The sequence below is a fragment of the Allofournierella massiliensis genome, assembly GCF_964241245.1.
Taxonomy (GTDB): Bacteria; Bacillota; Clostridia; order Oscillospirales; family Ruminococcaceae; genus Allofournierella; species Allofournierella massiliensis.
In genome coordinates this window covers 1-14,185 of the sequence record NZ_CAXSWZ010000048.1, presented here as the reverse complement: position 1 = coordinate 14,185, position 14,185 = coordinate 1, and the positions used below count along the sequence as shown (strand labels likewise).

15 protein-coding genes and 1 tRNA gene are annotated in these 14,185 nt (G+C 59.7%); 7 read left to right on the top strand and 9 right to left on the bottom strand.

Annotation, left to right across the window (positions count from 1 at the left end; all coding sequences use genetic code 11):
- Nucleotides 1-132 precede the first annotated feature (132 nt).
- Both ACESYO_RS15825 and ACESYO_RS15820 read right to left on the bottom strand, forming a co-directional pair.
- Nucleotides 133-1,263 (bottom strand): DUF362 domain-containing protein, encoded by a 1,131-nt coding sequence (locus tag ACESYO_RS15825; protein WP_058962655.1) that lies wholly within the window; start codon nucleotides 1,261-1,263, stop codon nucleotides 133-135.
- 106 nt (nucleotides 1,264-1,369) lie between these two features.
- Nucleotides 1,370-2,191, bottom strand: coding sequence for an undecaprenyl-diphosphate phosphatase (locus ACESYO_RS15820; RefSeq protein WP_058962640.1), 822 nt, complete (start codon nucleotides 2,189-2,191; stop codon nucleotides 1,370-1,372).
- A 234-nt stretch (nucleotides 2,192-2,425) separates the two neighbouring features.
- On the opposite strand from ACESYO_RS15820, the gene ACESYO_RS15815 reads away from it, so the two are divergent.
- From ACESYO_RS15815 to ACESYO_RS15795, 5 genes are read left to right on the top strand one after another with little or no spacing between them, the layout of a single operon-like run.
- Nucleotides 2,426-3,061 carry a potassium channel family protein gene (locus ACESYO_RS15815; RefSeq protein WP_373210788.1) on the top strand — a complete coding sequence of 212 codons (636 nt, stop codon included), beginning with the start codon at nucleotides 2,426-2,428 and terminating at the stop codon, nucleotides 3,059-3,061.
- A 31-nt stretch (nucleotides 3,062-3,092) separates the two neighbouring features.
- Nucleotides 3,093-3,758: a potassium channel family protein gene (locus tag ACESYO_RS15810; protein ID WP_058962642.1), complete on the top strand. Its 666-nt coding sequence runs from the start codon at nucleotides 3,093-3,095 to the stop codon at nucleotides 3,756-3,758.
- Between the two features lie 37 nt (nucleotides 3,759-3,795).
- Entirely contained in the window at nucleotides 3,796-4,209 is a 414-nt protein-coding gene (locus tag ACESYO_RS15805; protein WP_058962643.1) for a hypothetical protein, read from the top strand.
- Nucleotides 4,206-5,606, top strand: a complete 1,401-nt coding sequence (locus ACESYO_RS15800) for a PH domain-containing protein (protein ID WP_058962644.1) — start codon at nucleotides 4,206-4,208, stop codon at nucleotides 5,604-5,606. The genes ACESYO_RS15805 and ACESYO_RS15800 overlap by 4 nt, the downstream gene beginning before the upstream one ends.
- A 46-nt stretch (nucleotides 5,607-5,652) precedes the next feature.
- Nucleotides 5,653-6,303, top strand: coding sequence for an HAD family hydrolase (locus ACESYO_RS15795; protein ID WP_373210791.1), 651 nt, complete (start codon nucleotides 5,653-5,655; stop codon nucleotides 6,301-6,303).
- 141 nt (nucleotides 6,304-6,444) lie between these two features.
- On the opposite strand, the gene ACESYO_RS15790 is transcribed toward ACESYO_RS15795, so the two are convergent.
- From ACESYO_RS15790 to rsxC, 6 genes are read right to left on the bottom strand one after another with little or no spacing between them, the layout of a single operon-like run.
- A complete protein-coding gene (locus tag ACESYO_RS15790) occupies nucleotides 6,445-7,233 on the bottom strand; it encodes an RnfABCDGE type electron transport complex subunit B (protein ID WP_058962646.1) in 789 nt (262 codons plus the stop codon).
- Between the two features lie 15 nt (nucleotides 7,234-7,248).
- Nucleotides 7,249-7,872, bottom strand: a complete 624-nt coding sequence (locus ACESYO_RS15785) for an electron transport complex protein RnfA (protein ID WP_058962647.1) — start codon at nucleotides 7,870-7,872, stop codon at nucleotides 7,249-7,251.
- Complete coding sequence (rsxE, locus tag ACESYO_RS15780; RefSeq protein WP_058962648.1) at nucleotides 7,872-8,540, bottom strand: electron transport complex subunit RsxE; 669 nt, start codon at nucleotides 8,538-8,540, stop codon at nucleotides 7,872-7,874. The genes ACESYO_RS15785 and rsxE overlap by 1 nt, the downstream gene beginning before the upstream one ends.
- 18 nt (nucleotides 8,541-8,558) lie before the next feature.
- Nucleotides 8,559-10,466, bottom strand: a complete 1,908-nt coding sequence (locus tag ACESYO_RS15775; protein WP_058962649.1) for an FMN-binding protein — start codon at nucleotides 10,464-10,466, stop codon at nucleotides 8,559-8,561.
- A complete protein-coding gene (locus ACESYO_RS15770) occupies nucleotides 10,463-11,434 on the bottom strand; it encodes an RnfABCDGE type electron transport complex subunit D (protein WP_058962650.1) in 972 nt (323 codons plus the stop codon). Before ACESYO_RS15770 ends, ACESYO_RS15775 begins: the two co-directional genes overlap by 4 nt.
- A complete protein-coding gene (gene rsxC, locus ACESYO_RS15765; protein ID WP_058962651.1) occupies nucleotides 11,435-12,745 on the bottom strand; it encodes an electron transport complex subunit RsxC in 1,311 nt (436 codons plus the stop codon).
- 239 nt (nucleotides 12,746-12,984) lie between these two features.
- Here rsxC and ACESYO_RS15760 point away from each other — a divergent pair, with 239 nt between their 5' ends.
- On the top strand, nucleotides 12,985-13,116 hold the full coding sequence (locus ACESYO_RS15760; protein ID WP_275532622.1) for a hypothetical protein: 132 nt from the start codon (nucleotides 12,985-12,987) through the stop codon (nucleotides 13,114-13,116).
- Between the two features lie 291 nt (nucleotides 13,117-13,407).
- Nucleotides 13,408-13,731 carry a hypothetical protein gene (locus tag ACESYO_RS15755; RefSeq protein ID WP_058962652.1) on the top strand — a complete coding sequence of 108 codons (324 nt, stop codon included), beginning with the start codon at nucleotides 13,408-13,410 and terminating at the stop codon, nucleotides 13,729-13,731.
- A gap of 377 nt (nucleotides 13,732-14,108) precedes the next feature.
- Here ACESYO_RS15755 and ACESYO_RS15750 read toward each other — a convergent pair.
- A tRNA-Lys gene (locus ACESYO_RS15750) sits at nucleotides 14,109-14,184 on the bottom strand.
- Nucleotide 14,185: the final 1 nt, after the last annotated feature.

Sequence of the window (14,185 nt, the reverse complement as noted above, 5' to 3'; positions counted from 1 at the left end):
TTTTCTCTGTTCTTTTACTTTTCATGCAAAAAACCTGCTCTGGCTTGATTGTCACAGCAGGTTTTTCTACAAGCTGACACCCCGGCAAAGGCCGGGGTGTTTTGCTTTCTGTTTATAATACAAACAGTATTATTATTTTACGACCACCAGTTCATATTCCCGGGTGCCCACGCCGATCTTCTCGGCGTGCTCGGTGCAAACCCGCCAGTCGGTGATGGGGGCGGAGTCGATGAAGTGGTCGCCACAGCTGCAGAAGCCGGGAGCCTTCAGGTGATCGTCCAGCTGGCTGCCGGGGATGGGCGGCATGTTGTTGCAGGCGTCGGCGCAGGCCTGATCCAGCGCCACCGGGTCAAAGCTGGCAAACATGCCCACATCCGGGATGATGGGCAGATCGTTCTCGCCGTGGCAGTCGCAGTTGGGGGAAACATCAATCACCAGATTGATATGGAAATTGGGCCGGTTCTGCACCACTGCCTTGGCGTACTCGGCAATGCGGCAGTTCAGCTCGTCCACCGCCGCGTCGCAGTCGCCGCCGATGGCGTCGAAGTTGCAGTGGGCCAGGCAGCGGCCGCAGCCGGCGCATTTGTTGTGGTCGATGTAGGCGGTGCCGCCCTCGCCGGTGAAGGAGATGGCGTCCTGGGCACAGATCTTGGCGCAGGCGTGGCACTTGCGGCAGAGGGACTGGTCCACATTGGGCTTGCCCGCAGCGTGCTGCTCCAGCTTGCCGGCCCGGCTGCCGCTGCCCATGCCCAGGTTCTTCAGCGCGCCGCCGAAGCCGGTGTTCTCGTGGCCCTTGAAGTGGTTCAGGCTGATGATCACGTCCGCATCCATGATGGCCCGGCCGATTTTGGCGGTCTTTACATGCTCGCCGCCCTCTACGGGCACTTCGGCCTCATCGGTGCCCTTCAGGCCATCGGCAATGATGATCTGGCAGCCGGTGGAATAGGGGGTGAAGCCGTTTTCCATGGCCGCATCCATGTGCTCCAGCGCGTGCTTGCGGCGGCCCACATACAGGGTGTTGCAGTCGGTCAGGAAGGGCCGGCCGCCCAGCTCCTTGACCACGTCGGCCACGGCCTTGGCGTAGTTGGGCCGCAGGTAAGCCAGGTTGCCCGGCTCACCGAAGTGAATCTTGATGGCAACGAACTTGCCCTCCATATCGATCTGGCCGATGCCCGCAGTGCGGATCAGCTTCTGCAGCTTATCCAGCAGGTTCATGCCGGGCTTTGCCCGCAGGTCGGTGAAATAGACCTTTGCCTTTTCCATGCAAATCTCCTCCATTCAAACATCCTTTTTCAAACTCTTATCGCAAAGAGAACACCCGGCCCCGGCCGGATGTTCTCTTTCCTTGTTTTGATTCAGCCGCCGCGGCTCACAGCCCCAGCAGAGCCGCCGCCAGCACCACGATGCCCAGAGCGATGCGGTACCAGCCGAACACCTTGAAGTCGTGCTTTTTCACGAAGTTCATCAAAAATCCAATGGACAGCACGCTCACCACAAAGGCCACCGCGCAGCCCAGACCCAGCACGGCCAGCTGCTCGCCGGTGAACACCATGCCCTCCATCAGATACTTGACCACCTTCAGGGCGCTTGCGCCGAACATGACCGGAATGGCCAGGAAGAATGTGAACTCCGCCGCCACCGGCCGGCTGGCGCCCAGAAGTAGGCCGCCCACGATGGTGGCGCCGCTGCGGGAGGTGCCGGGAATCATGGCCAGCACCTGCCAGAAACCGATGATTAGCGCATCTTTATAAGTAAGCTGGTCAATGCTGCGGATACGGGGCTTTTTGTGCCGGTTCTCGATGAGGATGAAGAACACGCCGTACAGAATCAGCATGGCCGCCACCACCACATAGTTGTAAAGGTGCTCCTCCAGCCAGTCGTCCAAAAGCAGGCCCAGCACCATGGCGGGAAGCGTGGCCACAATGATCTTGAACCACATCACCCAGGTTTTCTTCTTGATGTATCCCTTCGACTTGTCTGCGCAGAAGGGCCAGAGCTTGGGGAAGAAGAGCACCACCACCGCCAGGATTGCGCCCAGCTGAATGACCACCCGGAACAGCTCCAGGAAGGACTCGTCGAACCCCATGTTCAGATACTTTTCCGCCAGAATCAGATGCCCGGTGCTGCTCACCGGCAGCCATTCGGTGATTCCTTCAATGATCCCGTACAGAATCGTTTTAATCCATTCCATTGTTTCGCCTCACTTATTTTCTGGCATTTATCTCCCGCCGCACTTCCGGCAGGTACCATAACAGTATACCACAGGAAAGTGCAAAACAGAACGCCTTTTTCTGCCGGGCTCTTCCTTTTCCCGATAAAATACAGTATAATCGGGTTAATCGAAGAGTGTGGGCCGCCTGTGGGGCTTATGGCCCACATCTCGCTGTTTTTTTCAATTCTTTTATGCTATAAAAGAGGTGTTTTCTTGAATATCCTTGTTGTAGGCTGCGGCCGCGCCGGGGCCAATATCGTACGGATTCTGGAGCAGATGGGCCACGAGGTCTCTGTGATGGATTCCAGCGCAGATGAGCTCCAGCGTCTGGAAGGCGTGGACGGTTATCATTTTTCCGGCGTCGCCGCGGTGGGCATTCCCATCGACATCGACGATCTGCGTCAGGCGGGCATTGAAACCTGCGATGCGGTGGCCATTGCCACCCCGGACGACAGCGTGAACATCATGGTGGCCCAGATCGCAAAAAACATCTTCCATGTGCCCCGGGTCATCACCCGTGTGACCGATCCGGCGCTGAAGAACTTCTTTACCAAGGAATTCTGTCTGCGCACCGTGTGCACCACCAACCTGACCGTGGAAAGCATGCTGCTGGGCCTGCTGGATGACCAGGAGTCCCGCAGTGTGACCATCGGGGCCACCACCACCGCATTCGTCACCGTTCCGGTAAGCCTGCGGGACGTGGGCCGAAGCCTGAACCGCATCCGCCCGCCGGAGGGCGACCTGCTCTACGGCGTATTGCGGGCCGACACCACCGTGGAACTGGCGGTGGAGCCCATGCCGGTGCTGGAAGAGGGCGACCAGATCATCTTCGCCCGCATTGCGGATTAAGGCACAAAGCAGCAAGGAAGAGGAATCGAATATGAGAGTAATGATCGTAGGCGGCGGCAAAGTGGGCTACTACATGGCCAAGACCCTGCTTGACCACGGCCACCAGCCCATCGTGATCGAAAAGGACCGCAAGCTGTGCAGCCAGGTGGCCAACGACCTAGACATTCCCGTAACCCAGGGCGACGGCTCCACCGTGGAATATCTGGAGGCCGCAGGCTGCGGCCGCTGCCAGGCGCTGGTGGCGGTAACCGGCCGGGATGAGGTGAACCTGATCACCTGCCAAATCGCCAAGCGGGTCTTTCATGTGGAAAAGACCGTGGCCCGGGTGAACAACCCCAAGAATACCGAGGTGCTGCGCCGTCTGGGCGTGGACATCGCCGTGTCCAGCACCGACAATCTGGCCCGCATTCTGGAGCGCGAGGTGGAGACCGCCGCCATCCAGCAGGTGCTGAACCTGGCGGGCGGCACCGCCACCGTGTTTGAGATTCAGATCCCGGACCGGTTCAAGTACAACGGCAAAAGTCTGGCCCAGATCCCCATCTCGGAGTCTGCGGTTATCATTGCCATTACCCGCTCGGGCGAGCTGCTGATCCCTCGCGGCAACACCCAGATCCTGAACGGCGACAAGGTGCTCTGCGTTGCGCGGGACACCGCCATTCACGAATTGATGCAGGACTGGGGCCTGGCCAGCAACTGATGTCCCGTTCCGCCCGTATGCAAAGGAGGTCATACCCGTGCTGCGTTTTACCGCAAGTGCCGGCGGCGCCCGGGTGGTGGCCCTCTGGCTTCTGATTCCCGGCGTGGTGCTGGCCCCCTTTGTGTTCTGGCAGACCTTCTGGGGCGGCGTGCTGTTTTGCGCCCTCTGGCTGTTTTTCTGCGCTGTATGTGTGCCGCTGCATCTTTCCACCGTGCGGGGCAGCATCTCGCTGGGTGAGGTGCGCCTGAGCCGGGGAATCCTGTTCAAGTCCAGCCGGCGGGTGCCCACCCGTTTTGTGGCGGGCGTCTGCCGCATTCGCACTCCGCTGCTGGCGCTGGCACACAGCAGCCTTCTGGTGGTGTACACCAGCGGCTGCATGCTGATTCTGCCCCCGGTCTCGGACCGGGATGCCGACCCGCTGATCCACGCTCTGGAAGGAGGCGGCCTATGAGCACCGTGCGCGCCCAGGGGCGTTTCCACATTGTTTTCATCGTCAAATACATCCGTTACGGCCTGATTCTCTGCCTTGTGCCCATGCTCAAGGCACTGATCGAGTTCGACCTGCCCAGCCTGGCCACCGCCCTGCGGCAGGACGCCGCCATCCTGATCGGGATGGCGCTTTTTTCGTTTTTCATCTGGCGGCGCTGCGGCTTCGTACTCACCGATCGCCGGCTCACCCTGCGCCGTGGCATTCTGTGGCACCGCCAGCAGGTGATCCGGCCGTCCCATCTGGCCGCCATCCAGCTGGACCGGCCCATCTATCTGCGTCTGGTGGGCTGCACCCGGGTACGGCTGTTTGCCGCGTCCAGCGCCACCTTCGGCCAGGTGCAGTTTTTCCTGCCCCGCCGCCAGGCCTCGGTGCTGGCGGAATGCCTGATGCCGGTGCAGTCCGCCTCCTCCTTTTTCGCCCCCACCGGGGCAGAACGGCTGCGCTTCACCATGCTCAGCGCCAACCTGGTTACCACCTCTCTGCTGGTAATCTTCAGCGCCCGGCAAACCCAGGAGCTGCTGGGCAACAACCTGGGTGTGGATCTGGGCTCGCTGGCCATGGCCAATCTGGGCCGGCTGGAGCGTCTGGCCGAGCTGTTTCTGCCCGCCGGTGTTGCCTGGCTGTTCACCCTGATCTTCACGCTGTGGGGCATCGCCCTGTTCTCCTCGCTGCTGGCCACCTCCCGGTTCCGGGTCAGCCGCAGCGGCGGCGTGATTCTGGCCAAGGGCGGCCGGGTCAACCTGACCGAGCGGCGCATTCTGGCATCGGCAGTGAGCTACTGCGACATCCGCATCACCCCCATCTCCCGGCTGCTGCGCCGGTATCCGGTGTTCCTGTGCGCCGGCAGCTACACCGGCGCGGATCTTCCCATTCTGGTTTACGGCAAGGGGCGCGACACGCTTTTGCAGGCGCTGATGCCCCAGTTTGTTCCGCCGCGGCCGGTGGCTGGCATTACCGCAAACCGCAGCTGGCCCCAGTTCCTGTGGAAGAGTGGGGCACTGGTTGCCTTCTGCGGCATGCTGTGTGTGGTATCAATATGGAAAATGCCCCAGCTTACCCCGCTGCTGCTGGTGCCGCTGGTGGTCTGTTCCGGTCTGGTGGCCGCCTCGGTGGAGGGCTGGTTCACCGAGGGTGTTGCCCGTAACTCCAACGGCACCATGGCTGTGTGCTACACCCGGCTGTTCAGCCGCCACCAGCTGTGCATATTCAGCCCCAATGTGTCGCTGGCCTGGATTCAGACCCCCTTCTCGGAAGCGGTGGGCCGCTGCACCCTGACCATCCACCTGCCCTGCCGCCGTCGCATCCGTGTGCGCAGCATCAAGAAGCTGGCGGCAGACCATCTGCGACTGGTGGCCTGAGGGCTTTCGTTTTGCTGTTTTTATCGTCAAGGAGGCGGATTTTGCTTTGTATCGTTCTGTAATTTTTGATCTGGATGGAACTCTTTTAAATACGCTGGAGGACCTGGCCGCCGCCGGGGAGTATGTGTGCGCCCAAAACGGCTGGCCTGCCCACACGCTGGAGGAATACCGCTATTTTGTGGGCAACGGAATTCCCAAGCTCTGCGAACGGTTCTCCCCCGCCGACCAGCGCAGCCCCGAACGGCTGGCCCAAACGCTGGAGCAGTTCACCCGCTATTACGACGCTCACAAAGAGGACACCACCGCTCCCTATCCGGGCATTGCTTCGCTGCTGGACGCCCTTCAGGCCGCCGGCGTGGTCTTTGGTGTACTCACCAACAAGGCCCACCCTCTGGCCAAAAGCGTGCTGGAGCATTATTTCCCCGGCCGTTTCAGCTTTGTACAGGGTGCAGTGCCCGGCGTTCCGGTGAAGCCGGAGCCCACTGCCCTGCGGCAGCTGATGGCCGCCATGGGCGCGGATGCCGCCTCCACTCTGTTTGTGGGCGACAGCAATGTGGACATCCGCACCGCCAAAAACGGCGGTCTGGCGGGCTGCGGCGTGCTGTGGGGCTTCCGCACCGAGGAGGAGCTGCGCGGCGAAGGTGCCGATTATATCGCCGCTGATCCCGCGGCTCTGGCACGGATCATTCTGGAGTGAGTTGTTTTTTCATGGTCGCTTTCCCCCTTTTTCGTCCGCAGCCTGTCATAACTGTACTTCATTTTTCACAGATATCCGAACAAAGAAAAAATCCCGCTGCTCAGTGAGCAGCGGGATTTTTCGCGTTGTTTTTCGTTCGGCTTATGCCTTCACGATCACGTGCTTGGGGCAGACCTCCACGCAGGCACCGCAGCCGGTGCACTTGTCGTAGTCGATGCGAGCCAGGTTGTTGGTAACCTTGATCGCCTCGCTGGGGCAGGTCTTCTGGCACTTCATGCAGCCGATGCAGCCGGTCTGGCACTCCTTCATCACCAGAGCGCCCTTCTCGGTGTTGTTGCACAGCACCTTGGGCTTGTTCTCGGTGTTGCCGTGGATCTCGATCACGCCGTGGGGGCAGACCGCAGCGCAGGCGCCGCAGCCGGTGCACTTGGCCACGTTCACGCAGGCAACACCATCCACAATGTGCATGGCATCGAAGGGGCAGGCCTTCACACAGTCGCCCAGACCCAGGCAGCCGTGTACGCAGGCCTTGCCGCCGCCAAACAGAGAAGCGGCAGCCGCGCAGCTGGACACACCCTTGTAGTCAAACTTCTGGGTGCACACGCCGGGGCGGCCCTGGCAGCCCACGATGGCCTTGACCACCGCAGTGGCGCCGGCCTCCACACCCATCACAGCGGCCACGTCCTCAGCGGCCTTGGCGCCGCCGGGAACACACTTGTTCACCGGAGCGCCGGCCTCAACGATGGCCTTGGCATAGTCGGCACAGCCGGCGTAGCCGCAGGCGCCGCAGTTGGCGCCGGGCAGGCAGCCGTTCACCTGACCGATGCGGGGATCCTCCTCCACATGCATAAACTTGGCGGCCAGCACCAGAATGATGGCGCCCAGCAGGCCGACAACAGTAACGATGGCAATCGCCATTGCAATAGACATATTCCCGGCCTCCTTTTAAATTGCACCAAAGATGTTTTCGATCAGACCGCCGAAGCCGCCAAAGCTCAGGGCAGTGGCAGAAGCCGCCACCAGAGTGATGGGCAGGCCTTCAAAGCACTTGGGGGGCTGAGCATCCTCCAGGCGCTTGCGCACGCCGGAGAAGATGACCATGGCCAGCATGAAGCCGAAGCCCGCGCCCAGAGCGCAGAAGATGGACTCCACGAAGTTGTAGCCGTTGTCGATGTTCAGCACGGTAACGCCCAGAACGGCGCAGTTGGTGGTGATCAGAGGCAGATACACGCCCAGAGCCTTGTGCAGAGGAGGCATGTACTTCTTCATGATGATCTCAACCAGCTGAACCAGCACGGCGATGACCAGGATGAACACGATGGTCTGCAGGTAGCCCAGATCCCATTTCAGGTTGCCTTCCGCGTCCACCGGGGTGAGCAGGAAGTTCTGGATGGGCCAGGTCACCGCGGTGGCCAGGGTCATAACAAAGATAACAGCGCAGCTCATGCCGAAGGCGGAGTTGAGCTTTTTGGATACGCCCAGGAACGGGCAGATGCCCAGGAACTTGACCAGGACATAGTTATCCACCAGAATCATGGTGAAGAAGATAGCAGCTAAACGAGCAGCCATTATTCACAGCCCCCTTTCGCGCCGCAGACGCTCTTGGAGGGGCAGCCCTCACAGCCGATGCTGCGCTCTTTTTTGTTGCCGGTCTTGTTTTCGATGAAGATCACCAGAGCCATCAGGCAGCCGAAGGTGAAGAAGCCGCCGGCGGGCGTGGTCATGAAGGTGAACCGGTCGATGGATGCGGGGATCACGGCAATGCCAAACCAGGTACCGGAGCCCAGAATCTCACGGATGGAGCCCATCAGCACCAGGGTCAGGGTGAAGCCCAGGCCCATGCCCAGACCGTCCAGAGCAGAGTCCAGAGGCTTGTTCTTGGAAGCGAACATCTCGGCACGGCCCAGGATGATGCAGTTCACAACGATCAGGGGCAGGAACACGCCCAGGGACTTATCCAGAGCGGGAACGTAAGCCTTGACCAGCATCTGCACGATGGAAACGAAGGTGGCGATGACGGTAATGTAGGCCGGCAGGCGCACCTTGTCGGGGATCACGTTGCGCAGCAGCGAGATCGCAATGTTGGAGCAGAACAGCACGAAGGTAGCTGCAATGCCCATGCCCAGGCCGTTGAAGGCCATGGTGGTAACAGCCAGCGTGGGGCAGGTGCCCAGAACCAGGCGCAGAACCGGGTTCTCCTTCACGAGGCCGTTGGTAAAAATCTGAACTTTATTCATGAATTCACAGCCTCCCTATCAAGACGCAAGGCCCGCGGCATACGCCTGAATGCACTTGCGCACTGCCTTTTTCACGCCGCGGGTGGACTCGGTGGCACCGGCGATGGTATCCACGCCATCCAGACCGGCCTCATCGGTGATGCCGGTGTACTGGCCCAGGTAGTCCGCGCCGGCGGCCTGATCGCCGATGCCGGCGGTCTGACCGGATACATCCACCCAAACGCCGGTGATGGCACCATTGGCGTCAAAGCCAACCGCCACGTTCAGAGGCTTGGTGGAGTATTCATAGCCCTTGTCCTCGGCATACAGCACATAGCTGCCGTCGTCGCCCTGCCAGGCGTCAGTCAGGCCTTCGGGAGCAGTGATCTGGGTCAGAGTGGCCCCGGGAGCCAGCGCAGCGCGGGCTTCCTCGGCGCTCATGGCGCTCAGGTCGGTGCCCTCGCCGCCCTCGTCAGCAGCAGGAGCCTGGCCCAGAGCCACCTCATTGTAGCAGCTCAGGGCGATGTTCACGGCCTCCACAACAGCCTTGGAGGAAACGGTGGCGCCGGAGATGGCGTCCACGTCGCCAATGGCCACCTCGCCGCTCTTGCCCACCAGGCTGGCGGCCAGAGCAGCGGCCTTCTCATTGCCCTCCTCAAACAGCTGAGCACCGTAGCCGGGAGTCTCGCTGTTCTCGGGGAAGCTTACGCCCACAATGGCGCCGTCCGCGTCCAGACCCACAATCACGGGCACCTGGCCGCCGAAGCCCTTGGCACTGGCCTGGATCACCCAGCCGGTGTCGGCCTTCACGGCAGCCTGCACACCGCTGGTGGCAGATTCCACCGCCTCAAAGGTGGTAGCATCGGGCAGAACGGCCTTGCAGGCCTCGTCGCTCAGGGTAGCAGTCTCCACAGCAGCCTCGCTGGAAGCCTCGCTCTCGGCATCGCCGCCCTCGGGAGCAACCGCGGTGGCGGCAGCGCAGTCAGGATACATGGCAACAAAGGCCTGGATGCACTTGCGCACACCCTTCTTCACGCCGCGGGTGGACTGAGTTGCACCGGAGATGGTATCCACGCCATCCAGACCGGCCTCGCCCAGAACGCCCTTGTACTGGTTCAGGTACTCGGCGCCGCCTGCCTGATCGCCGATACCGGCGGTCTGGCCATCGGTGCCAACCCATACGTTCAGGATGTTGCCATCCGTGTCAAACTCCACCAGAACATCCAGCGGAGCGGTCTCGTATTCATAGCCGGTGGCTTCCGTGCGCAGCACGGTGGTGCCGTTGGCGGTTTCCCAGGCGCCGGTCAGACCCTCGGGAATCTCAATCTCGGTCAGCTCCATGCTCTCCAGAGCCTGATCGGGAGTCAGCTGCTCGGCTTCCACCACGGCAGCCTGGCCCAGAGCAACCTCATTGAAGCAGTTCACGGCGGAGTTCACGGCAGACAGAGCAGCCTTGGAGGAAACGGTAACGCCGCTGATCATATCCACGTCGCCCGCTTCCAGGGTGCCGCTCTTGCCCACGAAGCTCTCGGCCAGCTTCTGGCCGTCAGCATCAGAGGGATCAGCCAGCTTCTGGCCGAAACCGGCGGTCTCGCTGTTCTCCATGAACTTCACCTTCAGGATGGTGCCCTCGCTGTCGAAGGCAACAACCACAGGCACGTCGCCGCCGAAGCCCTTGCCATAGGCCTGGATGACCCAGCCGGCGCCGTTGGTAGCCTTCAGGGCCTTGGTCACATTGCTGGACTGGAAGTCGGTGATCTCCTCAAAGCCGTCGGCCTCAGGCAGAACCTCCAGATAAGCGGCATTGGCAGCAGCTTCCTCCTGCGCCTTTATGATGGGAGCGGTCAGCTGGTTGGTGCCGGCCAGCGCGGCGCTGGCCACGATGCAGATTACAACCAGAACCACAACGGGTTTCAGGAAGTTTTCCCACATGTTGTTGTTTTTCATGCCTTTTTCGCCCCTTTCTTCTTCGCGCCCAGGGGTTTCTGGCGGGTCAGATCATTGATGTAGGGAACCATCAGGTTCATGAACAGGATGGCGTAGGAAACACCCTCGGCCATGTTCGCCCAGTAGCGAATGCCGCAGGTGATGATGCCCAGACCCAGACCGAACACGATCTTGCCCTTCAGGGTAAAGGGGCTGGTCACATAGTCGGTGGCCATGAACACGGCGCCGAACAGCAGGCCGCCGGCCAGCAGCTCCGCCAGAACGGGCTTGCCTGCCAGCGCGCTGATCACAGCCACGGTGGCAACATAGGTCACGGGGATGGCCGGGCTGATGGTGCGGGTGGCAACCAGCCACACGAAGCCGATCAGGATGGCCAGAGCGCAGGTCTCACCCAGCACGCCGCCATGCTGACCCAGGAACAGGTCCATGATGGGGTACTGGCCCAGCAGGGAGTTGCCGGCAGCGTCCACCACCTGCAGAGGAGTGGCGCTGGCAGCGGCGTCGATGCCGCTCAGGGTCTCCTCCATGTGAGGAGTGAAGGTCCAGGTGGTCATGCGGGAAGCAAAACCGGTGAACAGCACAATGCGGCCCACCAGAGCGGGGTTCACGAAGTTGAAGCCCAGGCCGCCGAACAGCTGCTTGGTCACAACGATCGCAATGAACGCGCCCACAATGGCAATCCACAGGGGCATGCTCACAGGCATATTCAGTGCCAGAATGATGCCGGTCACCACGGCGGACAGATCGCCCACGGGATTCGGCTTCTTCATCAGCAGGCAGTACAGGTACTCAAAGCCCACGCAGGCAGCGGTGGTAACGCCCACCACCAGCAGTGCGCGCAGCCCGAAGATCCACACGCTGGCAATTACGCAGGGCAGCAAAGCGATAATCACATTGCCCATCAGCCCACGGGTGGACGAGCGGTCCACAATGTGGGGGGAGGCAGTGACCATATAACGGTTTTCCATTTATTTCTTTGCCTCCTTCTTGGCGAATTCTTTGGCCAGGCCCATGGTCTGGGTAACCGGGCGCTTGGCAGGGCAGACATAGCTGCAGGTGCCGCACAGCATGCACAGATCCACGCACAGCTTGTTCAGCTCTTCGGTGTTCTTCTTGTTGAAAGCACCGGCAATCTGCACGGGGGCCAGACCCATGGGGCAGGCTTCGATGCAGCGGCCGCAGCGGATGCAGGGGCCCGCAGCGGGCATGGCGGCCATCTTCTCGCTGAAGGCCAGGATGCCGTTGTTCTGCTTCAGAACGGGCTCGTCGGCGCTGGGCAGGGCAAGACCCATCATGGGGCCGCCGCTGATCAGCTTGGCAACGGTAACGCCTTCCTTCAGGCCGCAGAACTCCAGCACCTCACGCACAGGGGTGCCGATGATGGCTTCCACGTTCTTGGGCTCTTTGATGGCGTCGCCGTCCACGGTCAGGCGCTTGGTCACCAGAGGCATACCGGTGGCCAGGAACTTGCCGATGGTGGATACGGTGGTCACGTTCATCACGATCACGCCCGCATCGCTGGGCAGGCCGCCCTGGGGCACTTCACGGCCGGTGGTGTTCTCGATGAGCACCTTCTCGGCACCCTGCGGGTAACGGCTGGGCAGCACCTTCACGGTCACGCCCGCCACGCCGCTGAACAGCTGGTTCATGGCGCTCACGCACTCGGGCTTGTTGCGCTCGATGCCGATCACGCAGTTCTTGATCTCCAGGTATTTCATCACAGCCTTGACGCCGGAAGCGATGGTCTCGCCGTTCTCCAGCATCTCGCGGGTGTCAGCAGTCAGATAGGGCTCACACTCAGCGGCATTGATTACCAGGGTATCCACCGGAGTCTTGGGGCTCAGCTTCACCGCAGTGGGGAAGCCGGCGCCGCCCAGGCCAACCAGACCACAGTTCTGGATCGCCTCAATAAAGCTCGCCTTATCGGTTACCACCGGGGCTTTTACCGCAGGATCAACGGTCTGCTGGCCGTCGGGAGTAATCACAACAGCGGCCACGCTGGCGCCGTTGGAGATATGCACGGTGTCCACAGAGGCCACCGTTCCGGATACGCCGGAATAGATGTTGGCACTCACAAAGCCCTCAGCTTTGCCGACCAGGGTACCCACCATCACGGTGTCACCCTTCTTGACCACCGGCGTGCAAGGTGCGCCGATGTGCTGCTGCATGGGCAGAACAACCTTACTGGGCACGGGCATCTTCACCGTGGCCAGGGTGGCAGTTCCCTTCTCATGCGGCACGCCGGCGCCAAGCGCCGCACGTTTCAGCTTTTTCAACATGGATTGAACGTTCCCCCATTTCATACAATCTACGGGGCGCATGTACGAACCACAGCATGGCGCACCCGCTCTAGAATATTCTAAATGCTTTGTGGTTTCAAGTCAACATGGATTACGATTCTGTAACCCATCTTCTTCGCATTTTTGCTGATTTTCCCCATAAAATGGTTTGCACGGGCTGGTTGCTTTATGCTATACTTAAGGAACAGTAATCGAACCAATCAAAGGAGGGTTTCCCGATGAAACTGCTTGTTAAAATTTTAGCTTTGATCTTTGCGCTGGCCGGCGCTGCGCTGGGCATCGCCCTGCTCAAGCAGGAGCATGCTCCCTCGTATATCTCTGTGTACGACACCGACGACGATCTGTTCTGATTTTCCAATATTTGTGTTATTTTTCCGCTTTCTCCTCTTTTCTGGAAGGTTTTCCCTTCTTTATGAATAAGATGGAGGAAGCGGTTTTTTATTGCCGTGTTAATTTCCGTAAATGTTTTAATTTCTCCATTAGCAGCAGCTCATTTTCTCTAATGCACTTTTCTCCAATCTCTTTACAACTGATTTTGTGGTGTTTTTGTGTTTTCGAAAAAAACAGACAAAATACTCTTGTAGCTTTTATCCGCGTATGCTACGATAATAGTACTATAAAATGGTAAGGAGTTGTATGCTATGTCTGAACAGAAACGTGTACGCCGCACATCTCAGCAGATTGCCGCTGACCTTGACCAGCAGATTGCGGAGTTGAATGAGTCCATTCAGGAAGTAGAAGCCAAAAAAGCGGAAGCTGCTGCAAAGTTTGACGCAAAAATCGATTCCATCAACGAAAAGATCCGCAAACTGCAGGCCCGCAAGCACGACCTTCTGACCCCCAAAAAACGTGCTCCCCGCAAGACCAAGGCCCAGCAGATCAAATCTCTGGTCACCAAGGCGCAAAAGTCCGGCATGAAGCTGAACGAAATTGCCGAAAAGCTGGGTGTATCCATCGAAGAATAATCCACTTTTGCGCAAATCTCATAGAGAGCATTAACTGCTTAAAACCCATTGATTCGGTTGCCCTCAATGCATCCAATGAATGGGTTTTATTTTTTTACAATAAAATCTGTGCGCCAATTTTCCGACACATTCTTCGCCACGGTAGCAAAACCGCCCGATCATAAAACACGCATTGAACAAAAAGCGCGATCTAACAGCGCTCCCCTCTTTGTGGTGCACTTCCAGACGAAGGCGTTAAGAACAATATGCCGGTGGCATATTTTTTAGCCTGAGAGGCCCTGCGAGCTGAACCGGAGCGCCAGCAGCGCGAACGGGGAAGCCGCCCCCGTAGGGGGGAAGTGCAACAAAAAAGGCAGGACAAACGTCCTGCCTTTTTGTGGTGCACTTCCAGGGACTCGAACCCTGGGCCCGCTGATTAAGAGTCAGCTGCTCTACCAACTGAGCTAGAAGTGCA

Excerpts from the sequence above, each read along its gene's own strand:
- ACESYO_RS15800 (WP_058962644.1), top strand. The coding sequence starts at position 4,206 with ATGAGCACCGTGCGCGCCCAGGGGCGTTTCCACATTGTTTTCATCGTC.
- rsxC (WP_058962651.1), bottom strand. The coding sequence starts at position 12,745 with ATGTTGAAAAAGCTGAAACGTGCGGCGCTTGGCGCCGGCGTGCCGCAT.
- ACESYO_RS15790 (WP_058962646.1), bottom strand. The coding sequence starts at position 7,233 with ATGTCTATTGCAATGGCGATTGCCATCGTTACTGTTGTCGGCCTGCTG.
- ACESYO_RS15760 (WP_275532622.1), top strand. The coding sequence starts at position 12,985 with ATGAAACTGCTTGTTAAAATTTTAGCTTTGATCTTTGCGCTGGCCGGC.
- ACESYO_RS15825 (WP_058962655.1), bottom strand. The coding sequence starts at position 1,263 with ATGGAAAAGGCAAAGGTCTATTTCACCGACCTGCGGGCAAAGCCCGGC.
- ACESYO_RS15810 (WP_058962642.1), top strand. The coding sequence starts at position 3,093 with ATGAGAGTAATGATCGTAGGCGGCGGCAAAGTGGGCTACTACATGGCC.
- ACESYO_RS15785 (WP_058962647.1), bottom strand. The coding sequence starts at position 7,872 with ATGGCTGCTCGTTTAGCTGCTATCTTCTTCACCATGATTCTGGTGGAT.
- rsxE (WP_058962648.1), bottom strand. The coding sequence starts at position 8,540 with ATGAATAAAGTTCAGATTTTTACCAACGGCCTCGTGAAGGAGAACCCG.
- ACESYO_RS15820 (WP_058962640.1), bottom strand. The coding sequence starts at position 2,191 with ATGGAATGGATTAAAACGATTCTGTACGGGATCATTGAAGGAATCACC.
- ACESYO_RS15755 (WP_058962652.1), top strand. The coding sequence starts at position 13,408 with ATGTCTGAACAGAAACGTGTACGCCGCACATCTCAGCAGATTGCCGCT.
- ACESYO_RS15775 (WP_058962649.1), bottom strand. The coding sequence starts at position 10,466 with ATGAAAAACAACAACATGTGGGAAAACTTCCTGAAACCCGTTGTGGTT.
- ACESYO_RS15770 (WP_058962650.1), bottom strand. The coding sequence starts at position 11,434 with ATGGAAAACCGTTATATGGTCACTGCCTCCCCCCACATTGTGGACCGC.